13 protein-coding genes are annotated in these 15314 nt (G+C 55.0%); 5 read left to right on the top strand and 8 right to left on the bottom strand.

Going from position 1 to position 15314, the window contains the following annotated elements; all coding sequences use genetic code 11:
- Positions 1 to 19: 19 nt before the first annotated feature.
- Positions 20 to 1210 carry a cystathionine beta-lyase gene (gene metC / locus HHI26_RS07905; protein WP_133843799.1) on the bottom strand — a complete coding sequence of 397 codons (1191 nt, stop codon included), beginning with the start codon at positions 1208 to 1210 and terminating at the stop codon, positions 20 to 22.
- A gap of 248 nt (positions 1211 to 1458) precedes the next feature.
- Between metC and exbB the strand changes: the two genes are divergently transcribed.
- On the top strand, positions 1459 to 2193 hold the full coding sequence (exbB, locus tag HHI26_RS07900; RefSeq protein ID WP_171148875.1) for a tol-pal system-associated acyl-CoA thioesterase: 735 nt from the start codon (positions 1459 to 1461) through the stop codon (positions 2191 to 2193).
- 5 nt (positions 2194 to 2198) lie between these two features.
- Positions 2199 to 2621 (top strand): TonB system transport protein ExbD, encoded by a 423-nt coding sequence (exbD, locus tag HHI26_RS07895; RefSeq protein ID WP_133843795.1) that lies wholly within the window; start codon positions 2199 to 2201, stop codon positions 2619 to 2621.
- Between the two features lie 37 nt (positions 2622 to 2658).
- Here the strand turns inward: exbD and HHI26_RS07890 are convergent, their stop codons facing one another.
- Positions 2659 to 3978 carry an MFS transporter gene (locus HHI26_RS07890; RefSeq protein ID WP_171148874.1) on the bottom strand — a complete coding sequence of 440 codons (1320 nt, stop codon included), beginning with the start codon at positions 3976 to 3978 and terminating at the stop codon, positions 2659 to 2661.
- Positions 3979 to 4312: 334 nt separating this feature from the next.
- On the opposite strand from HHI26_RS07890, the gene HHI26_RS07885 reads away from it, so the two are divergent.
- Positions 4313 to 5206 carry an SDR family oxidoreductase gene (locus tag HHI26_RS07885; RefSeq protein ID WP_133843791.1) on the top strand — a complete coding sequence of 298 codons (894 nt, stop codon included), beginning with the start codon at positions 4313 to 4315 and terminating at the stop codon, positions 5204 to 5206.
- 29 nt (positions 5207 to 5235) lie between these two features.
- On the opposite strand, the gene HHI26_RS07880 is transcribed toward HHI26_RS07885, so the two are convergent.
- From HHI26_RS07880 to HHI26_RS07860, 5 genes are read right to left on the bottom strand one after another with little or no spacing between them, the layout of a single operon-like run.
- Positions 5236 to 6225, bottom strand: a complete 990-nt coding sequence (locus HHI26_RS07880; RefSeq protein ID WP_133843789.1) for a spore coat U domain-containing protein — start codon at positions 6223 to 6225, stop codon at positions 5236 to 5238.
- Positions 6222 to 8651: a fimbria/pilus outer membrane usher protein gene (locus tag HHI26_RS07875; RefSeq protein WP_133843787.1), complete on the bottom strand. Its 2430-nt coding sequence runs from the start codon at positions 8649 to 8651 to the stop codon at positions 6222 to 6224. Before HHI26_RS07875 ends, HHI26_RS07880 begins: the two co-directional genes overlap by 4 nt.
- Positions 8648 to 9373 carry a molecular chaperone gene (locus tag HHI26_RS07870; protein WP_133843785.1) on the bottom strand — a complete coding sequence of 242 codons (726 nt, stop codon included), beginning with the start codon at positions 9371 to 9373 and terminating at the stop codon, positions 8648 to 8650. The genes HHI26_RS07875 and HHI26_RS07870 overlap by 4 nt, the downstream gene beginning before the upstream one ends.
- Positions 9374 to 9397: 24 nt before the next feature.
- Positions 9398 to 9922, bottom strand: a complete 525-nt coding sequence (locus HHI26_RS07865; protein WP_227535670.1) for a spore coat U domain-containing protein — start codon at positions 9920 to 9922, stop codon at positions 9398 to 9400.
- Positions 9923 to 9945: 23 nt separating this feature from the next.
- Complete coding sequence (locus HHI26_RS07860; RefSeq protein ID WP_133843783.1) at positions 9946 to 10518, bottom strand: spore coat protein U domain-containing protein; 573 nt, start codon at positions 10516 to 10518, stop codon at positions 9946 to 9948.
- 551 nt (positions 10519 to 11069) lie between these two features.
- Here HHI26_RS07860 and HHI26_RS07855 point away from each other — a divergent pair.
- Together HHI26_RS07855 and HHI26_RS07850 are read left to right on the top strand one after the other, a co-directional pair.
- Positions 11070 to 13205: a bifunctional diguanylate cyclase/phosphodiesterase gene (locus HHI26_RS07855; RefSeq protein WP_133843781.1), complete on the top strand. Its 2136-nt coding sequence runs from the start codon at positions 11070 to 11072 to the stop codon at positions 13203 to 13205.
- A gap of 36 nt (positions 13206 to 13241) precedes the next feature.
- Complete coding sequence (locus HHI26_RS07850) at positions 13242 to 14651, top strand: PLP-dependent aminotransferase family protein (RefSeq protein ID WP_133843779.1); 1410 nt, start codon at positions 13242 to 13244, stop codon at positions 14649 to 14651.
- A gap of 33 nt (positions 14652 to 14684) precedes the next feature.
- On the opposite strand, the gene HHI26_RS07845 is transcribed toward HHI26_RS07850, so the two are convergent.
- Positions 14685 to 15167: a YlaC family protein gene (locus HHI26_RS07845; RefSeq protein ID WP_133843777.1), complete on the bottom strand. Its 483-nt coding sequence runs from the start codon at positions 15165 to 15167 to the stop codon at positions 14685 to 14687.
- Positions 15168 to 15314 lie beyond the last annotated feature (147 nt).

Raw genomic sequence — 15314 nt, 5'->3', positions numbered from 1 at the left:
TTGTTGAGGTTTCGGGGATTCAGCGGCTCAGGCGGGCAAAACCGGCGGCCAGGTCATCAATCAAATCGTCCACGTTTTCCAGCCCGATATGCAGGCGCACCAGCGTACCGGTGAAATCCACACCGCCCGCCGGACGGATCGCCGCGAGTTCTTCCGGCTGGTTAGCCAGAATCAATGATTCATAGCCGCCCCAGGAGTACGCCATACTGAAGTGAGTGAAGTGGTCGAGGTAATGTGCCAGTTGCGTATGGCTCAGTTTTTCCTTTAGCACAAAGGAGAACAGGCCGCTGCTGCCGGTGAAATCACGCTTCCAGAAAGCATGACCTTTGCACTGCGGCAGCGCCGGGTGATTGACCACCGCCACTTCAGGACGCTCTGCCAGCCAGTGCGCCACGCGCAGGCTGCTCTCTTCATGCTGGCGCAGACGCACCGCCAGGGTGCGCAGGCCACGGCTGGCCATATAAGCCGTATCGGCATCGACCATTTGCCCCATCAGATAGGAGTTTTCCCGCAGCTGTTCCCAGCAGCGTGCATTAGCGACGGCGGTGCCAATCATCGCATCGGAATGACCAATCAGATATTTGGTGCCCGCCTGAATGGAGATATCTACGCCAAAATCCAGCGCGCGGAACAAAATGCCTGCGCCCCAGGTATTGTCGATCATAATGATCGCGTCGGGAGCTTTGCTGCGGATTGCCGCAACGATCGCCGGAACGTCCTGCACTTCCATAGTGATCGACGCCGGAGACTCCAGAAACACCACGCGCGTATTGGGCTGCACCTTTTCGGCGATCTCGCTGCCGATGGTGTGATCAAACCAGGTGGTGCTCACATTCATTTTACTCAGGATTTTGGTGCAGAAATCCTGCGTTGGCTCATAGACGCTGCCGCTCATCAGCACATTATCCCCGGCGGAAACAAAGGCGAGGATAGCATTGGCCACCGCTGCCGCACCGCAAGGGTAGAGTGCACAGCCGGCACCGCCTTCCAGCTCGGTCATCGCTTCCTGCAATGAAAAGTGGGTCAGGGTGCCACGGCGCCCGTAAAACAGCTCGCCGTCTGCCCGTCCGGCAGTGGCCCGTTTTTTGTCGGCAACCGTATCGAATACCAGTGAAGAAGCACGCTGAATCACTGTGTTTACGGATCCCTGGGTATAACGTTTGCTACGTCCGGCACGAATCAGTGCCGTTTCAATTTTTTCGCTGCTCATAAAAATCCTGTGTCATTTTTACCCTTTTTTTAACGTTAACACGGTAGCCGTTCAGGGGAAATTCGACAGGCGCATAAGTGATGAAAATTCACCATCAGTGCGAAAGTCGGTTCCGGTAATCAACGAAACGAGCATAAAACGTCCAAAAAGTTGTAAATAGTAATGAGAACTACTATCAATTCCCCGCTGTTTTGGTATGATCCGCGATAGAATTTTTCGCTATCAGCAATTGACGTTGGAGACACAGCGTGACAAATGATTTGATGCAGATGGACCTGTCCGTCTGGGGCATGTATCAGCATGCAGACATCGTGGTTAAAGCGGTGATGATTGGCCTTCTGTTGGCGTCCGTTGTCACCTGGGCTATTTTCTTCAGCAAAAGCATTGAGCTGAGCGCTGCGCGTAAGCGTCTGAAACGTGAGCAGCAGTTGCTGGCTAGCGTACGTTCGCTGGAAGAAGCCTCTCAGGTGTGTGAGAGCTTTAAAGGCCACAGTCTCAGCACGCTGTTGGTGAAAGAAGCGGAAAACGAGCTGGAACTGTCAGCCGGTTCTGACGACAACACCGGCATCAAAGAGCGTACCGGTTTCCGCCTTGAGCGTCGCGTTGCGGCTTTCAGCCGTCATGCCGGTCGTGGTAACGGCTTCCTCGCAACCATTGGTGCGATTGCACCGTTTGTCGGTCTGTTCGGTACGGTCTGGGGTATTATGAACAGCTTCATCGGCATTGCAAAAACGCAGACCACTAACCTGGCCGTTGTTGCTCCCGGTATTGCTGAAGCACTGCTGGCCACCGCTATCGGTCTGGTTGCGGCGATCCCTGCGGTAGTGATCTATAACGTCTTTGCCCGTACGATCGGCAGCTACAAAGCCTCACTTGGCGATGTGGCGGCACAGGTTCTGCTGTTACAGAGCCGCGACCTTGACCTCGCTGCCAGCGAAGGTGCCCATCGCGTTCAGTCTGCGCAGAAACTGCGGGTAGGTTAAGCATTATGGCAATGCGATTAAACGAAGATCTCGATAGCAACGGTGAAATGCACGAAATTAACGTGACGCCGTTTATCGACGTCATGCTGGTGCTGCTGATTATCTTTATGGTCGCCGCGCCACTGGCCACCGTTGACGTGCGTGTCAATCTGCCTGCGTCCACCAGTTCGCCGCAGCCGCGTCCTGAAAAACCGGTGTATCTGTCGATCAAAGCCGACCGTCAGCTGTTTATCGGTAATGATGCCGTGACGCAGGAAACGCTGGTCGATACGCTGATTAAGCAGACTGAAGGCAAGAAAGACACGACCATTTTCTTCCAGGCGGATAAGTCGGTCGATTATGAAACCCTGATGGGCGTGATGGATAAACTGCGCCAGGCCGGGTATCTGAAGATTGGCCTGATGGGCATGGAAACCGTCAGTAAATAATCTCGCAGGGGCGACCATTTCTGGTCGCCCCTTTCGTTTATACCTGAATCGCCGGCTCTTTCAGACGCCGTACCTGATACTGCTTCACCAACCACTTAATCATCAACGAGCCTGCCAGCCCGCATAGCGCGGCAATCGTCAGCCATACGCCCGGCATCGCTTTATCTCCGGTAACATGAATCAGATAGCTGCATATCGCGGGTGTAAAACCGCCAAACAGCGCAGTCGCCAGGCTATACGCCAGGGAGAACCCCGTCGCCCGCACTTCAGCCGGCATCACCTCCGTCAGATACACCACCATGGCCCCGTTATAGCTGCCATACAGGAAGGAGAGCCACAGTTCCGCTTCCAGCAGATGGGTTAGGCTGGGCGAGCCGACCAGCCAGTGCAGCACCGGCCAGGCAGTAAGAATCATCAGCACGGTAAACAGCAGTAACAGCGGGCGGCGACCGTAGCGGTCAGAGAGAGAACCCATTAGCGGCAGCCAGATCAGATTGGAGACCCCAACGCACAGCGTGACAAAGAAGCTCTCTCTGTCGCTCATCATCAGCACTGTTTTGCCGAACGTAGGGGTAAACGCGGTGATCATATAGAACATCACCGTGGTGGTGACCACCATCAGCATGCCGGCGAGGATCAGCGCCCAGTTACTGCCAACCGAGTGCATGATCTGACGCATCGTCGGGTGATGTTTACGCTGGCTAAAGGCTTCTGTCTCCTCCAGCATCCGGCGGATCCAGAACAGGAACGGCACAATCATACAGCCGATGACGAAGGGAATGCGCCAGCCCCATTCGGTCACCTGGCCTTTATCCAGCAGATGGTTAAGCAGCAGGCCCAGTAGTGCCGCGAAGATCACCGCAATCTGCTGACTACCAGATTGCCAGCTGACGTAGAAGCCTTTTTTGCCCTTTGGCGCGATCTCTGACAGATACACCGACACACCGCCCAGTTCGACCCCGGCTGAGAATCCCTGGAGCAAACGCCCCAGCAGGATCAGGATCGGGGCGGCCATGCCAAGGGTGCTGTAGCCCGGTACAACCGCAATGGTCAGTGTACCCATCGCCATTAGCCCGAGTGTGAGCAGTAACCCCTTACGACGTCCATGCTGGTCAATATATGCGCCGAGGATAATTGCCCCCAGCGGACGCATCAGAAATCCTGCGCCGAAGGTCATCAGCGTCAGCATCAGTGAGGCGAAGGGGTCATCCCCGGGGAAGAAGGTTTTGGCAATGGCGGTGGCGTAATAGCCAAACACCATGAAATCGTACATTTCGAGGAAGTTACCGCTGGTAACGTTGAAGATTGTTTTCGCACCGCCTTGCCGCGATGTATTGAGCTGGGGGATTATCGCCATGACCGCATCCTTTTTGTGTTTCTCTCGTTTTTATCCTGCCAGGGCAGTCATGTATGTGATGGCGATCACTCTGTTAATTTACAATTTATTTACATTGGTAATCAAAAATTAACAGGAGATGTGGAGTTTAAAATCTGTACACCTTTCTGCACCGTCTTCGGGCAATCTTCAATGAGAGTTCACATTTGGTTATATTTTATTGCATTTCTTATTTCTCTTTTTCGTACCGCATATCAACAGGATGGTTCGTTTTCCCTGTTTCCGCCCTCGACATGCTCTGAGTGCTGACTAGCCTTATTGGTGAATAAAACTGTTATCAACAGCCGGAGGAACCATGGCAGACCAATATGAAATGCAGAATCCTCTCACCCAGTATCCCGCCACTGAGTACCCGAAGCAGCGTCAACCTGCACCGGGCGTGCAGGCCGATATGCGCCCACGGCCGGATTGTGGTGAAAATAGCTATCGTGGCAGTGAACGACTGAAAGGGCGTAAGGCGCTGGTGACCGGTGCCGACTCCGGTATTGGCCGTGCGGCGGCGATAGCCTATGCTCGTGAAGGGGCGGACGTGGCGCTCTCTTATTTGCCGGATGAGCAGCGCGATGCCGAAGAGGTTGCCAGGCTGGTTGAGCAGGCGGGACGTAAAGCCGTACTGCTGCCGGGGGACATCAGTGATGAGGCCTTCAGCAAAAAACTGGTGGAAGACGCCCGGGAGCTGCTGGGTGGCCTGGACATCCTGGCGCTGGTCGCCGGTAAACAGGTGGCGGTAGAGCACATTGCCGACCTCACCACCGAGCAGTTCCGCAAGACGTATGAGACCAACGTTTTCGCGCTTTACTGGATCACACAGGCGGCCATCCCCCATATGCCGGCGGGCGGCAGCATCATTACTACGTCATCCATTCAGGCCTATCAGCCGAGTGCGCATCTGCTGGATTATGCGTCCACCAAGGCGGCGATCCTCGCGTATACCCGGGCGCTGGCGAAGCAGATTATCGATAAAGGTATTCGGGTGAACTGTGTGGCACCGGGCCCCATCTGGACGGCGTTGCAGATAGCGGGCGGGCAGACGCAGGATAAGATCCCGGAATTTGGTCAGCAGACGCCGATGAAGCGGGCAGGGCAGCCTGCGGAGCTGGCACCGATTTATGTTTATCTGGCTTCGCAGGAATCAAGTTATGTCACGGCAGAGGTGCATGGTGTGACGGGTGGGAATCACTTAGGTTAGTGTGACTCACCGGTTTAAGGGCCTTGACTTCAAAACGATAAATCCACCGTCACCGTATCATTATACGTCCCAGCGACAGGCGTCGCCTGACTGGACAGCACCTGCGCATTGTAGCTAAACGTACGGGTGAGACCATCCGTACTGGCGATGCCGGCAGTGCTCGGTACCCGGTCAGCCGCCACACTGCTTCCCCAGCGGGTGGTACCCGATCCTTTATAAATCTCATACGCCAGCTGACCGCCCGCGGCGCTGGTCATATAGCGCTGCGTACCAACGGCATGCAGGCCATTGCTCATACCAACGCTGTAGGTGCTACCTTTGGTGCAGATCACGTTGAGAGTCTGACTGATGGGGTTGAACTGGCTGACCAGAGGGGCGCTGCTAAAGTTGACGTTGGGCGCAGTGATCGTCGTGCAGTCTTTGGAAATCGCAATATTCACGACAATAGACTGCGTGCTGCTGCCGGTTTGCTGTGAACCCAGCAAGCAAAGACCCAGCGCACCAATGCCCGTACAGACGTCGTAATTGACCGTGACCGCCAGCGTGACGGTGTAGTTACCCTCCGCGACCACCGCGCCGGGAACGGTACGCAGGTAAAGGGGGATGTTAAAAATCACCTGACCGGTGCCGCCAATATTCAGGCCAAGCAACTGAGAGCGCGACATAGTGTAGGTTGCACCATTGATCGTCAGTTCGCTGGTGGTGCAGGCGGCGTCGTAACAGAGCTGTATCGGGATCAGGTCCGAGCCCTGTTTCATTGCGCCACGATTACCAATGATTGAGCCAGTAGTAGCACCGGTCAACTGGAGCTTAACGGTGTCGCTGCTCAACAGCGCCAGCACCCCGGCACCGCAGTTAACGGTAATATTTTGTGTGACGGTGCTAATGCCCGTATTAACGGTAAACGAGCTGACGGGGCCAAAGCTGGCCGTCACCGTCGGCGTGGTACAGGCTGCCAGCGCAGGCAATGTGCTCACTATCAGCAGGATAGCGCTGCACAGCAATAACAGTTTTCTCATGGTGTATTTCCTGAAGGTAACGGCGGCAGCGCACAAACCAGCGGGCCGTAGGTGGTCAGTGATTTAGGCCGTCCACCGGAGACGGTCAGTTCCGTGTCACAGGTGCGTCCATCCGGGGTTCGTACATGGATGGCGTTGCGTACTGCCAGGTTTTCCATCCAGACAATACCGTCCCAGCCAACATACTCCGTCTGCTGACCCTGACGAGTGATCTCGCTGGAGAGCGGCAGCGCCTCACCGTTCTGGTCATGCAGGATCACGCTGGCAGCACGCAACGGCTCAATGGGGAAATGCAGCAGATAGCCGCTCTGGCGCTTCACTACGAGCCGCTGCTCGACGCTGCTGCTGGTCATATCGGCCGGAAGATCGAGGGTGTCGATATCGTATTTTGCCGGATAATAGGAGCTGACTCTGGGCACCAGCAGGTAGCCTTTTTTGTCAGTCTTGCCCATCAGCTGGTTTTCAAAACGCACATTGATATCCGGGTAATCCGTTTTCACCAGCACAAAGGCATCCGTCACCTGGTTAGCGGCAAACACGCCGCCGTCCATCAGCACCAGGGAACCGGATAAATCACCATATTGAGTGCTGTAATTGTCATCGCCGTAGAAGCCTGCTGAGGTTTCCATTTTCTGGTTACGCCAGCGCAGGGTGCCCTGACGGTAGTTGCCCCCATCGCTCTGATTGGCGACCGAGGCATCCCACGCAAAACCGCCATCGGTCGGCATGGAGTGTGACAGGCTGAGACGCTCTGAAGCGCCGCCCTGCTGATTACGCTCTACGCTGATGCTGGCGCTGGTCATATCGCTGAAGGGGATCATCAGGCCAATCGCACCGGACCAGTCGCCTTGCTGCTGGTCGCGACTGGCGGAGACATACAGGCTGGAGTTTCCCCACAGAGTCCGGCTCCACGACAGATTCAGCAATCGGGTTCGTTCGCCGCTGCCGCTGGTGATATCAATCAGTGCTGCACCCAGGCTACCGAACTGATCCAGCGACACGCTGGCATTGTACTGTGCGCTACGGCGGCTGAGCGTGTTGTATTCGATGTTGTCGCTGTAGTTCTCACGGTCGGCATACAGGGCGAGGTTACCAAAACCGGTGGTGCGTTTGGTCTGTTGCATACCCACGCTAAAACGATTGGTGCTGTACTGATAGCCCCAGCTGTACTGCCTGCCGCTCTCTCCCTGCATCTGGCTCTGGCTGACCGCCCCGTTAACCACGCCGTATGCCCCCAGTTTGAGTTGTACACCCGCGCCGCCCAGTGCCAGTGACGGCGCAGCTTCGGCATGGCTTTCCAACGTCAGCCAGTCGATCAGCCCGTAGCGATAAGAACCGCTGGTCGCCGCTGAACCGTAATCAAAATTTTTCACCCCGTAGTTCTGGCGCAGGGCCCCGGCGGAGAAAGAGTAATCAGACAGCCCACTTTTCAACAGGTTACTGGCGACATAAAACGGTAGCGTGGTACTGACCCGCCGCCCCTGAGCATCGGTCGTGACCACCACTGCATTCCCTGCGCCGTTAACAAACGGCATATTCGTCAATGAGTAAGGGCCGGGCTGCACGTCATTACTGCTGGTTTTATAGCCATTGACGAAGAGATCAACAGTAGAGGGGACGGCGGCCTGGCCGGAAAATGAGGGCAGAGGATACGTGACCAAATCCGGACGCAATGAGAAATCGCGCGAAAGCTGAATACCGCCGAGGCGGACGCTGCTACTCCACGCCAGCGAGTCGCTGATCAGATCACCGACCTGCCAGTCCAGGGCATTTTCTTCATTTTGATTCGACCAGTGGGTGTCATAACGGATATAGCCATTTTCCAGATAGCTGGTCTGGCCGGAGAGCTGCTGCTGGTAAACGCCATTGCTGACAAACTGGCCGTAACCGCCAAACAGGCGCAGCTCATTTGTCGCTGACAGACGTGAACCCCCGCCAGTCGACTGACTGACATACAGGTCATAATTTAACAGCGCACCGCTGCTGCTACGTCCTTCATAACGGGGGCCGTTATGCGTGGTGCCCGTAAAGGTCTGCTCGGGAAGCCATTCGGGCGGTACATTGATCAGGATACGCTGGCGCTGGCGGTCATACTCCGCTTTGACCCGATCCATAGCGGAGACATCCATAATTGATGAGTTGATTTGCGCGCTCGGGATGCCAGCCTGCTGAAGATCGGCGGCACGCAAAAGATAATGCCCATCACGAAACTGCACTGGCACCACCATGCCGCGATCCTCATCATTGACCACCAACCCCAGCATATAGCTTTGTGGCTGATCTGCCTGGCCTCCGGCGCTGGCAGCGGGCGGGGGTGGCAGTGAGGTATAGGTTTCAGCACTGCATGTCACAGAAGACAGGCAGGTCAGCAGGCCGGTCACGATCAGAGTGCGGTGCCGTCCCGGCACCAGGCAGCGTCTGTTCATCGCCTGGCGGCGGAACTGGTGCTACGCCAGGTCTGATTTTGCTCCAGTTGTGCACTGATTTCGGCACGTTCTGAGGCGGGGCTGCTCAGCGGGAAAGTGTTACTGGCATTGGCCAGTACATAGCCCAGCAGGCTTCCGGCGAGTTTTTTCCCCCCTAGTTCGACATTACTTAAGCGCGCATGAGCGTTACCACGATTAGTGATTTCAAGCGCCTGTTTTCCTTCGCGATTGACCAGCCGCCAGCTGAGGTCAGGGCGGGCGGTCGATGGATCAAGGCCGCTGCCGTAGACAAATAATGGTACGGAATAGCGCATCTGGAGCGTCACTCCGGTCTGGTCTTCACCCGGTGCTTTTGGCGTAGGGATTTCATCCAGAATGACCCGATAAGCGGCTTCCTGACCGGCGGCGGGCGGCGTTTGCTTAATCAGACGCACCAGCTGGCGTTTACCCGGTTCAATGCGCACCATCGGCGGGCTGGCAGCCACCTGTTGCTGGGTCTGATATTGCTCCTGACCATTAACCTGCTGCCAGCCAAATACGCGCACCTGCATTAGCGTGGTGCTGGCACCGCGGTTTTCCAGCCACAGTTCGGTGGCTTTATCGTTCTGACTGATTTTGGGGTCGATCGGCCAGATGAGCACTGAGTTCCCTGCATGGGAATTGAATGCCAGAACGCTCAACAGCAGAGTGAATAGCACGCCTGTGAGATGATGTTTTTTCATTATTGCTCCTTCAATTCCCCGAAATTACCAGCTCAAAGTCACCGTCAAAGTATCGCTGTAGGTCCCGGCACGGTTAACACCGTTCAGTTGTAACTGGCCGTAGATCGGCAGCGTGATATTGTTGGCATTGCTTAGCGTCAGTAACACATTCTGATTCACCGGAATGGCGGTGGTGTGAGCGGCACTGGTGTACAGGCTATACGCCACCAGGTTGGTGTTGCCGGCCACTCTCAAGTTGCGCGTGGTGGTGTAGTTACTCCCGCCGTTGATACTCATATTCAGTGTTGTGCCCGGCGTGCAGGCCAGCGTAATACTGGAATTCTGCACATAGGCGGCATTGGCGGTGACGCTGCCTACCCCGGGTTGAGTGCCAAAGTCGAGCGTACCGAAAACCGTGGGAGCCGTGCTGGTGATCACACAGCCATTGACGATAGAAGCACTGACCCCAAAATCGGCGGTAGGCAATGCGTTACTGCTGCTGCTGTAGGCCAGCAGCAGTAACGTGAACGGACGAATAACGCCCGCATGTCGCCTGAGCAGCTCCCGCACGATGGACTCCCCTGTCGCGGCAATCAGTAATTCACTGCAACGTTAATCGTATCCGTGTAGGTGGCGGCAGGAATGGCGGAGGTATTCCCCCCACCAGCAATACGACCATAAATCGGATAGTTATCTCCGTAAGTCGCATCGGGGGTGCCGACCGGGGCGATATTGGTGTTATTGGCAATTGGCGTGGTGTAGTCAGTATTGGGGTACAGGGAGTAGGCGATACCCACGGTGGCCGTGGTGCCGCTGATCAGATAGCGTGGCTGCGTCGTTTCTGTGCCATACACGGTGGTTGGCTTAGCACTGCTGCTGGTGATTTGCACAGAGTAGGTCGATCCCGTGGAGCAGCGAACAAAAATACCATTACCCACCGTACCGACAACGGCGGCGGTTTTGATATCAAAGGTCGCGGCACCACCAGGGAATTCCAACGTACCCAGGTTACCAATGGCACCCGGAGTGGCGACTTGCCCATTGACCAGGCAGCCCGCTGTCAGTACCAGTCTGGCGGTGATGGTTCCGGTGGTGGTGGCGGCAAAGCCTGAACTGGCTACGCCAAGGCTCAGGCCGCAGCCCAGCAGAAAAAGCTTAGTTTTCATAACTATTCCTTACTAATTAAAGTGATGAACTTGCTTTTCCGCCTGATGAAATATTGTCGTCAGTGTGACTGAACAAACATAAAAAATAATAAAAACCCTTTAGCGGGTAAAATATAACGTAAGGAATAATCTGTTATTTGAATTAACGCGTTAACATTGATTGACTTAACTATAGTTCAGCCTGGCCAGGCTGATAACAGAATCGTAAAAATATTATTTATGTGTTACGCCTGACATAGATAAGCAGGCTTTACCACCGCGTGGCGACAGGGATTGGAAAATTTTCAAGAATATTCCTATCCTGATCTAGGCGAAGTATCGGGCCAATGCTATGTTCACTGCCGAAGAAGAGGAATATTAATACACTATATAAATTATAGGGATATATCTTATGCCTGTAAAAATCCTCTTCAGGTTCCTTCACTTTCCCCTGTGGCTGCTAAAGCTGGCTGATTTTTCGCCGATAAATAAGCACAAGCCTGGGGTGATTAATAATGACACCGGGTCACTACACACTAAGCCGAAATGGCTACTGCATTCGAGATTGTCATATGCTCATGAGTTCGTACGATCAACTTCTGGTTATCGTCTCTTTTATCGTCGCGTTTCTGGCCTCCTATACTGCGCTGGACATGGCGGGACGAGTTGCCACCTCCAGTGGCAACGTTGCCCGCGTCTGGCTATTCGGTGGCGGTTTTGCCATGGGCGTTGGGATCTGGTCTATGCACTTTATCGGCATGCTGGCGATGAGTCTGCCGATGGTCATGAGCTACGACGCCAGCCTGACGGTGGTCTCCATGGTGATCGCTGTGGCGGCATCCGTCTTTGCGCTGTGGATCGTGTGTTACGGTGAACTGCCGTGGTATCGGCTTTGCGGCGGGGCGGTGATCATGGGCAGCGGAGTCGTGGCGATGCACTACACCGGCATGGCTGCTCTGGCGGTCAATCCCGGTATTATCTGGGACTGGCGCTGGATCTGGCTATCCGTGTTGATTGCACTGGTTGCCTCCGGTGCTGCGCTATGGCTGGCTTTCCGTCTGCGTCAGGGCACCGGCCGCCTGGCACTTATGCGCAGCGGCGCTGCACTGATCATGGGTGTCGCTATTGCCGGGATGCACTATACCGGCATGGCGGCAGCCAGTTTCCCGATGGACAGTCACGCCACGCATCTTGGGGTTAACAGCAACTGGCTGGCGATTCTGGTTGTCGTCGTGACGCTGGCCATCCTCGGTATTACGCTGCTGGTTTCAATGCTGGATGCTCGCCTTCAGGCACGGACGTCGGTGCTGGCATCCTCTCTGGCAGAGGCAAACCGCGAGCTGGCACAGCTGGCGCTGCATGACAACCTGACCCGCCTGCCAAACCGCATCCTGTTAGAAGATCGTCTCGACCAGGCCATCAATAAAGCCTCGCGCGAGGACTCAAAATTTGCCCTGTTGTTTATGGATCTTGATGGTTTCAAAGCCGTCAACGACGCCTTCGGCCACCACATTGGCGACAGCCTGCTGATCGCGGTGACCGAACGCATGAAAGAGAAAGTGCAGGGGCATCACACGCTGGCCCGCCTCGGCGGTGATGAGTTTGTACTGCTGATTGAGATTGACGATCCTAACGATGCTGCCGCCGTGGCGGATGCGCTGGTGAAGGCCGTCGAGCGGCCATTTGATATCTCCCGCTACGAGCTGGTGGTGTCGCTGAGTATTGGTATTGCTGTCTTCCCGGGCGATGGACTCGATGAACGTGAACTGATGTTTAACGCCGATGCCGCCATGTACCACACTAAAAATAACGGTCGTAACGGTTACAGCTTCTTCCAGCCGTCGATGAACACCATCGCACAGAACCAGTTACAGCTGATTAATGACCTGTGGCTGGCGCAGGAAAATAAAGAACTGCGGCTGTTTTATCAGCCTAAATTCTGTGCGCCACGTGGGCCGATTATCGGTTTTGAAGCACTGCTGCGCTGGCAGCATCCGCAACGTGGTCTGCTGACGCCGGATGTCTTCCTGCCGCTGGCAGAAAAAACCGGGCTGATCGTCAGCATCGGTAACTGGGTGATCGGGGAAGCCTGCCGCCAGTTGCGCTGCTGGCATTTGCAGGGCAACAGCCAGTGGTCGGTCGCCGTCAACCTGTCTGCATTGCAGTTTGAGCAGGCCGGGCTGGTGGAAACCGTAGTGAAGGCGCTGGAAACGCACCACATCCCGCCGGAACTGCTGACGCTGGAAGTGACGGAAACCACTGCGATGCGCGACCCGGATGAAAGCATTCGCATTCTGACCGAACTAACGGAACTGGGGGTGAAAGCCTCTATCGATGATTTTGGCACCGGATATTCCAGCCTGCTGTATCTGAAGCGTCTGCCGGCCAGCGAGTTGAAAATCGACCGTGCATTTGTGAATGAGCTTCAGGCACAAACGGAAGATGCCACCATCGTCACCGCGATTGTGGCGCTGGCGCAAACGCTCAATCTGAAAGTGGTCGCGGAAGGGGTGGAAACGGCCGAACAACAGGCATTTCTGACAGGGCTGGGCTGCAATACCTTACAGGGTTATCTGCTGGGTCGTCCTGTGCCACCGGAGAACGTCCCGGGCCTGAAGCAGTATGTTGACGGCGATGATGGCGTTGAGACGCGCGAGGAAGATGTCCCAAAGTTGGCGGCGGTCATACCGCTCTCTGACGTGGTATAATAGTTTTCTCTTTTGTTAAAATGGCCTGTAACAGTCGTGGCAAAATATGAACAGCTGGTGGCACAAATCCAGCAGCAGATCGAGACGGAGATATGGCTGCCGGGGGAAAAACTTCCCTCGTTGCGTCAACAGGTTGAGCTGAGCGGCATGAGCCTGATGACCGTAATGCACGCTTATCAGGTGCTGGAAAGCCAGGGCTGGATCCAGTCGCGGCCGCAGTCAGGTTATTATGTTGCGCCGCGCGCCGAATTTCTCAGTCAGCCTCTTAGCCATCAGAAAGTGCAGCTGGCTGAATCTGTCGATATCAATGCCTTTATTTTCGATGTATTACAGGCCTGCCGTGACCCGCAGATGGTTCCATTTGGTTCCGCGTTTCCTGACCCGGAACTCTTCCCTCAGCGTCAGCTGATGCGTGCGTTGACCACCGTTTCTCACAGTATGAAAGCCATCGATGCCCTGCATAATCTGCCACCGGGTAATGAAGCGCTGCGCAAAACACTGGCGCAGCGTTACGCCTTACAGGGCATTCAGGTCTCCCCGGATGAGATTGTGATCACCAATGGCGCAATGGAGGCCCTTAACCTCAGTTTGCAGGTGCTGACAGAACCGGGTGACTGGGTGGCGATAGAAAACCCCTCGTTTTACGGTGCGTTGCAGGCGATTGAACGTCTGAAGCTGAAAAGCGTGGCCATCGCCAGCGATCCACAAACCGGTATCGATCTCGATGAGCTGAGCCGTTCGCTGGCCCGCTGGCCGATTAAAGCGCTGTGGATGATGACTAACCAGCAGAACCCGGTCGGCTGCACGCTCAGCAAAGAGAAAAAGCAGCAACTGGTCGCGTTACTGGCCCGGCACGGCGTGGCGCTGATTGAGGATGATGTTTACAGCGAACTCTATTTCGGCCACGAAAAACCCCTGCCGGCCAAAGCATTCGACCGCGAGCATAACGTGCTGCACTGCTCCTCATTTTCTAAAAATCTGGTAGCAGGATTTCGAGTCGGCTGGGTGGCTGCGGGAAAACATGCGCAGCGCATTCAGCGTTTGCAGTTGATGAGTACCTTGTCGACCAGCGCACCGATGCAGCAGGCACTGGCCACTTACCTCGGCACGCGCAGCTATGATCGCCATCTGCGGCGTTTACGGCAGACACTCGAACAGCGTAAAAATCTGGCGCGTCAGGCTCTCAAACGTTCTCTGCCTGCCGGGGCGCAAATCAATGATTCACGCGGTGGCTACTTCCTGTGGGTGGAACTGCCCAAACAGGTCAATACGACTGAGCTTTATTACCGTGCACTGCACAACAATATCAGCATTGCCCCCGGAAAAATGTTCTCCTCCAGCGAGCAGTACGCCAACTATTTTCGTTTTAACACCGCGTGGTGGGATGAGTCGCAGGAAGTGGCGGTCGCCACATTAGGACGATTAATCGCAGAATTACTGCCGTAAGGGTCAGGCATGCCTGACCCGCATCGGGTTATTTTATACCGCTGAAGCGCTTTTCTGTCCCCAGGTCAGGTGGAAGACATCATAAAAATCGACTTCACCTTTTAACGACAGCAGCTTAGTAATGCCCTGCTTAACCTTGTCCGGCACATTGTCACTACTGAGGATGTCGCTAATCGCCCGTTCAGACAGGGTGCGCACATAATACCATTCGCCGTTGTAGCAAACGCGCAGATCAAGGGTATCGATATCCTCAAAGCGGTATTTCGGGTTCACGTCCATGAGCATCAGGCCGCTCATCAGCATGATAAAAATAGTCGCCCCCCAGAACGCGGGCCAGCCCAGAAAGTCCGTGGTAAAGATTAGGGCAACCGTCAGAATGTAGCACCCGTACATGGATGCCCAAAGCCCCGGATGGGTCTTCAAAAACTGAAAACTGAAGCGCGGTTTATTATCGCGTTGCTCTTCGCGATTCAATGTATCGATCTCGCGCAGCAATATTTTTTTAACTTCTTCCATTAGTGACCTCTGCAAAACAGTTCGGGCAGAGTGAAAGTAAACCATGTTTGCACCTATAATAGCAGACACAGTTTATCGCTATTCAACTATAACAGTTGCTCACAGGGATGGGCCAGCTGTCACCTGCCGTGGCAATGTATAAAGTTC

Source organism: Erwinia sp. JH02 (assembly GCF_013074405.1).
Taxonomy (GTDB): Bacteria; Pseudomonadota; Gammaproteobacteria; order Enterobacterales; family Enterobacteriaceae; genus Erwinia; species Erwinia rhapontici.
Note: the sequence above shows the minus strand (reverse complement) of the source record. Positions and strands in the feature narration are given on the sequence as shown.

Excerpts from the sequence above, each read along its gene's own strand:
- HHI26_RS07845 (WP_133843777.1), bottom strand. The coding sequence starts at position 15,167 with ATGGAAGAAGTTAAAAAAATATTGCTGCGCGAGATCGATACATTGAAT.
- HHI26_RS07890 (WP_171148874.1), bottom strand. The coding sequence starts at position 3,978 with ATGGCGATAATCCCCCAGCTCAATACATCGCGGCAAGGCGGTGCGAAA.
- HHI26_RS07860 (WP_133843783.1), bottom strand. The coding sequence starts at position 10,518 with ATGAAAACTAAGCTTTTTCTGCTGGGCTGCGGCCTGAGCCTTGGCGTA.
- exbD (WP_133843795.1), top strand. The coding sequence starts at position 2,199 with ATGGCAATGCGATTAAACGAAGATCTCGATAGCAACGGTGAAATGCAC.
- HHI26_RS07870 (WP_133843785.1), bottom strand. The coding sequence starts at position 9,373 with ATGAAAAAACATCATCTCACAGGCGTGCTATTCACTCTGCTGTTGAGC.
- HHI26_RS07855 (WP_133843781.1), top strand. The coding sequence starts at position 11,070 with ATGCTCATGAGTTCGTACGATCAACTTCTGGTTATCGTCTCTTTTATC.
- HHI26_RS07885 (WP_133843791.1), top strand. The coding sequence starts at position 4,313 with ATGGCAGACCAATATGAAATGCAGAATCCTCTCACCCAGTATCCCGCC.
- HHI26_RS07880 (WP_133843789.1), bottom strand. The coding sequence starts at position 6,225 with ATGAGAAAACTGTTATTGCTGTGCAGCGCTATCCTGCTGATAGTGAGC.
- HHI26_RS07875 (WP_133843787.1), bottom strand. The coding sequence starts at position 8,651 with ATGAACAGACGCTGCCTGGTGCCGGGACGGCACCGCACTCTGATCGTG.
- metC (WP_133843799.1), bottom strand. The coding sequence starts at position 1,210 with ATGAGCAGCGAAAAAATTGAAACGGCACTGATTCGTGCCGGACGTAGC.